The organism is Holdemanella hominis (assembly GCF_014306155.1).
GTDB classification, from domain to species: Bacteria; Bacillota_I; Bacilli_A; order Erysipelotrichales; family Erysipelotrichaceae; genus Holdemanella; species Holdemanella hominis.
The window spans coordinates 1-1,897 of sequence record NZ_JACRWH010000104.1 but is presented as its reverse complement, the minus strand read 5'-3'; the positions used below and the strand labels follow the sequence as shown (position 1 = coordinate 1,897).

Here is a 1,897-nt window from a genome sequence, read left to right as displayed (position 1 = left end):
TGGCGATAGCAAAGTGGACACACCTGAACTCATCCCGAACTCAGAAGTTAAGCACTTTCACGGCGACAATAGTTGGGCTTGCCCCTGCGAAGATAGCTAGCTGCCGGGTCCTTTTTTTTTCCTTTTATATTCAAAAGCCAAGTCTAAGTAAATAAAAGACTTGGCTTTTTTCAGATTCATTAATTCTTTAATTGTATTTTCTAATGCAATTTATGCGGTAACTGGTGTCCTCTATATGAATCACGGATTTTTTTAATGGACACATATCTGTGTTTGTCCTATATCGGATTTCCTTAACAAGTTTATCGTATATGAAAGAAACATTATTCTTTTCTAAATAAATTTTTGCAGTTTCACTTAGAGCATGAGCATAAACAAATTAAATTTTTGCAAGAAGGTGTAGATAAGCAGCTGCTTTACCTAATACTGTATCTTCTATATCTGTGTTTTTATAAAAATTCATATCTTCATTAATTTTTGAAAGGATTGGTTTATCCCCAATATCATTTGAAGAATAAAATACAATTTTGTTTCTTTTTGCGTTAAATTTATTCAAATTCATCCGCTACTTTCTTTAGATTACTGATAATTGGAAGCTTTTGTGGACATACACGCTCACATTGTCCACATTCAATACAATTTAATGGCTTTCCATGTTCATTTTTTAAATCATCATATTCTGTTGATTTACCTTTAGATAAATTTTGTTTTCTTTTATTGAATAGATTAAAGTATTCAGGTATACAGATGTGTTTTGGACAACCAGGAGTACAATAGTTACATGCAGTACATGGAATAGCAATAAATGTTCGAATTTGATCACCTAGCTTAATCAAGAAATCGTTTTCTTCTTGTGTCAACGCTTTAAATATTTTCATATATGAAATATTGTCATTTAATTGTTCAAGGTTTGACATACCACTAAGTACAACACGAACATTTTTAAGACTTGCTGCAAATCGTATTGCCCATGATGCAATAGATAACGATCCATCTAAAGTTAATAATTTAGTTTGAATATCTTCAGGAACACGCACAAGACTTCCTCCCTTAACAGGTTCCATAATAACAACTTGTTTTCCATGTTTAACAGCCGTTTCATAACATAATCTAGATTGTACACTTTCACTATTCCAATCAAGATAATTGATTTGAAGTTGAACAAAATCCATTTCAGGATGTTTAGTCAAAATTTTGTCTAAAATATCAGCAGTATCATGAAATGAGAATCCAATTTCTCTTATTTTACCTTCTTCTTTCATTTTTTTAATAAAATCAAAACAACCAAATTTTAAAGCAGTTTGGTAATGATTACGATTTAAAGAATGCAGAAGATAATAATCAAAGTAATTAACTCCACATTTTTCCAATTGTTCATCAAAAATTCTTTTTGCATCCTCTTTTGTTTTCATAAATGGGACAGGCAATTTGTCGGCTAAAGTAAATGAATTTCGTGGATATCTTTCAACTAACGCTTTTTTTACAAATAATTCACTTTGTCTTTGGTGATAAGGATAAGCGGTGTCAAAATATGTAAATCCATTATCCATAAAAGTATCAATCATTTCACAAAATTGTTTTAAATCAACAGAAGTTGGTTCTTCTGGATTTGTTAATGGCAATCTCATACATCCAAAACCTAATTTCTTCATAAAAATCCTCCTATTATGTATAACTGAATTATAGTACAACTTTATTGTTTAATAGAAATTATAATGTTAAAATTGTCGAAAATGTGTATATATAAAAGTCTTTTGATTTTTTTATTAAAAAAAATAAAAAAAACATTTGACGAAGTGAAAAGTATTTGGTAATATAGATGAGCACTGCTGAGGTGCAGATGATCTTTGAAAACTGAACAGGAAATAAAAATACAAACTAAAACGTCAATTTCGAA

The 1,897-nt window shown here is 29.7% G+C and carries 2 protein-coding genes, 1 rRNA gene and 1 pseudogene; 1 reads left to right on the top strand and 3 read right to left on the bottom strand.

Going from position 1 to position 1,897, the window contains the following annotated elements; translation table 11 throughout:
* Positions 1 to 109: ribosomal RNA gene (gene rrf / locus H8911_RS12045) — 5S ribosomal RNA — on the top strand; the annotation flags it as partial.
* A 78-nt stretch (positions 110 to 187) separates the two neighbouring features.
* On the opposite strand, the pseudogene H8911_RS13065 reads toward rrf, so the two are convergent.
* From H8911_RS13065 to H8911_RS12030, 3 genes and pseudogenes are all read right to left on the bottom strand, one after another.
* Positions 188 to 364 (bottom strand): annotated as a pseudogene (locus H8911_RS13065) (DUF1893 domain-containing protein); the annotation flags it as partial.
* A 15-nt stretch (positions 365 to 379) separates the two neighbouring features.
* A complete protein-coding gene (locus H8911_RS13060; protein WP_186999827.1) occupies positions 380 to 562 on the bottom strand; it encodes a DUF1893 domain-containing protein in 183 nt (60 codons plus the stop codon).
* Positions 549 to 1,652, bottom strand: coding sequence for an aldo/keto reductase (locus H8911_RS12030; protein WP_186999826.1), 1,104 nt, complete (start codon positions 1,650 to 1,652; stop codon positions 549 to 551). Before H8911_RS12030 ends, H8911_RS13060 begins: the two co-directional genes overlap by 14 nt.
* Positions 1,653 to 1,897 lie beyond the last annotated feature (245 nt).

Coding starts and splice junctions, on each gene's coding strand:
- H8911_RS13060 (WP_186999827.1), bottom strand. CDS start 562: ATGAATTTGAATAAATTTAACGCAAAAAGAAACAAAATTGTATTTTAT.
- H8911_RS12030 (WP_186999826.1), bottom strand. CDS start 1,652: ATGAAGAAATTAGGTTTTGGATGTATGAGATTGCCATTAACAAATCCA.